The sequence below is a fragment of the Cupriavidus sp. IK-TO18 genome (assembly GCF_015549295.1).
GTDB classification, from domain to species: domain Bacteria; phylum Pseudomonadota; class Gammaproteobacteria; order Burkholderiales; family Burkholderiaceae; genus Cupriavidus; species Cupriavidus oxalaticus_A.
Genome location: NZ_JADGMP010000022.1, coordinates 1 through 2,192, shown reverse-complemented (window position 1 = coordinate 2,192; position 2,192 = coordinate 1). Strand labels below are relative to the sequence as shown.

Here is a 2,192-nt window from a genome sequence, read left to right as displayed (position 1 = left end):
CGGAACACGCCGGCATGCGACTGCATGTTCTTGCGGATGTCGTTGGCGACGTCCTGCGTGTATTCACCCGACGACGTGGCCTGCAGCTTGGCCAGGCGCGACATCGCGAGGTCAGCGGCGTCGGCCGGCAGCGGCTTGTGTTCCTTCTGCTTCAGGTTCTGCGCGATGATGTGGTTGCCGGCGGCACGGCCGAACACCACCAGGTCGAGCAGCGAGTTGGTGCCCAGGCGGTTGGCGCCGTGCACCGACACGCACGAGCATTCGCCGATCGCGTAGAAGCCGTTGACGACCTCGTTCGGGTTGCCGTTCTTCGGCACCACGACCTGGCCGTGGTAGTTCGTCGGGATGCCGCCCATCTGGTAGTGGATGGTCGGGACCACCGGGATCGGTTCCTTGATCGCGTCGACGTTGGCGAACTTCATGCCGATTTCGCGGATCGACGGCAGGCGCTTCATGATGGTCTCGGCGCCGACGTGGGTCAGGTCGAGCAGCACGTAGTCGCCGTTCGGGCCGCAGCCGCGGCCTTCCTTGATTTCCTGGTCCATCGAGCGCGAGACGAAGTCGCGCGGCGCCAGGTCCTTCAGCGTCGGCGCATAGCGTTCCATGAAACGCTCGCCGTCCTTGTTGCGCAGGATCCCGCCTTCGCCGCGCACGCCTTCGGTGATCAGCACGCCCGCGCCGGCCACGCCGGTCGGGTGGAACTGCCAGAACTCCATGTCTTCCAGCGGCACGCCCGCGCGTGCGGCCATGCCCAGGCCGTCACCGGTGTTGATGAAGGCGTTGGTCGACGCAGCGTAGATACGGCCGGCACCGCCGGTCGCGAACAGCGTGGTCTTGGCTTCGAGGATGTAGACCTCGCCGGTTTCCATTTCCAGCGCGGTCACGCCCAGCACGTCGCCGTCCTGGTCGCGGATCAGGTCCAGCGCCATCCACTCGACGAAGAAGTGGGTCTTGGCGCGCACGTTGCGCTGGTACAGCGTATGCAGCAGCGCGTGGCCGGTACGGTCCGCCGCGGCGCAGGCGCGCTGCACCGGCTTCTCGCCGTAGTTGGCGGTGTGGCCGCCGAACGGGCGCTGGTAAATCGTGCCGTCCGGGTTGCGGTCGAACGGCATGCCGAAGTGCTCGAGTTCGTACACGACCTTCGGCGCTTCCCGGCACATGAACTCGATCGCGTCCTGGTCGCCCAGCCAGTCCGAGCCCTTGATGGTGTCGTAGAAGTGATAGTGCCAGTTGTCTTCGCTCATGTTGCCCAGCGAAGCACCGATGCCGCCCTGCGCCGCCACGGTGTGCGAGCGGGTCGGGAACACCTTGGACAGCACGGCCACGTTCAGGCCGGCTTCCGCGAGCTGGAGGGATGCGCGCATCCCGGCGCCGCCAGCACCGACGATGACCACGTCAAAGCGGCGACGCGGCAATCCAGTCTTGACTGCGACCATTTATTACACCCTCCAGAGAATCTGAGCAGCGTAGCCCGCGCAACCGACGAGCCACAGAATCGTAAGAACTTGCAGCACCAGGCGCACTGCCATCGGCTTCACATAGTCCATCCAGATGTCGCGCACGCCGATCCAGGCGTGATACAGCAGCGACAGGATGGTCAGGAACGTGATGATCTTCATCCACTGGTTGGCGAAGAGCCCTGCCCACGCTTCGTACGAAGCGCCGTTCGACAGCAGGAAGGCAATGGCCAGCACCACGGTGAACACCACCATGATCACGGCCGTGACGCGTTGCGCGAGCCAGTCTTTCAGGCCGTAATGGGCGCCGACGACCAGGCGCTTGGGACCGATATTGTTGTTTGCCACCGTGATTCTCCTCAGAACAGGCCGAACAGCTTCAGGCCGAAAATCAGGGTAAGCAGCAGGCTGACAACCAGCACGCCGATGGCAGACTTGGCCGAGGCGGGCTTGGAAACACCAACGTGCACATCCAGCAGCAGAAAGCGGATACCGGCGCAGAAATGATGCAGATAACCCCAGATCAGGGCCAGCACAACCAGCTTGACAAAGCCGCCGGACAACAGGGCCGAGAACTTTGCGAAGCTCAGTTCGGAGGTAATGCTCTGCTCGAACAGGTACAGGACGAAGGGAAGGAGGAGGAACATCAAGGCACCGCTCACGCGATGCAGGATGGATACCTTGCCGGCCCAGGGCAACCGGTATTTCGCGATCTGCGAGATACCGATATTCCGG

At 63.6% G+C, this 2,192-nt stretch carries 3 protein-coding genes; all 3 read right to left on the bottom strand.

The features are described from left to right. Nucleotides 1-1,436 (bottom strand): succinate dehydrogenase flavoprotein subunit (gene sdhA, locus IPF36_RS17775; protein ID WP_195429345.1); only part of this gene is annotated, 1,436 nt, incomplete at its 3' end. Between the two features lie 3 nt (nucleotides 1,437-1,439). Beyond that, on the bottom strand, nucleotides 1,440-1,805 hold the full coding sequence (gene sdhD / locus IPF36_RS17770; RefSeq protein WP_135705164.1) for a succinate dehydrogenase, hydrophobic membrane anchor protein: 366 nt from the start codon (nucleotides 1,803-1,805) through the stop codon (nucleotides 1,440-1,442). Between the two features lie 11 nt (nucleotides 1,806-1,816). Then, a partial coding sequence (gene sdhC / locus IPF36_RS17765) for a succinate dehydrogenase, cytochrome b556 subunit (protein WP_195429343.1) occupies nucleotides 1,817-2,192 on the bottom strand: 376 nt, incomplete at its 5' end.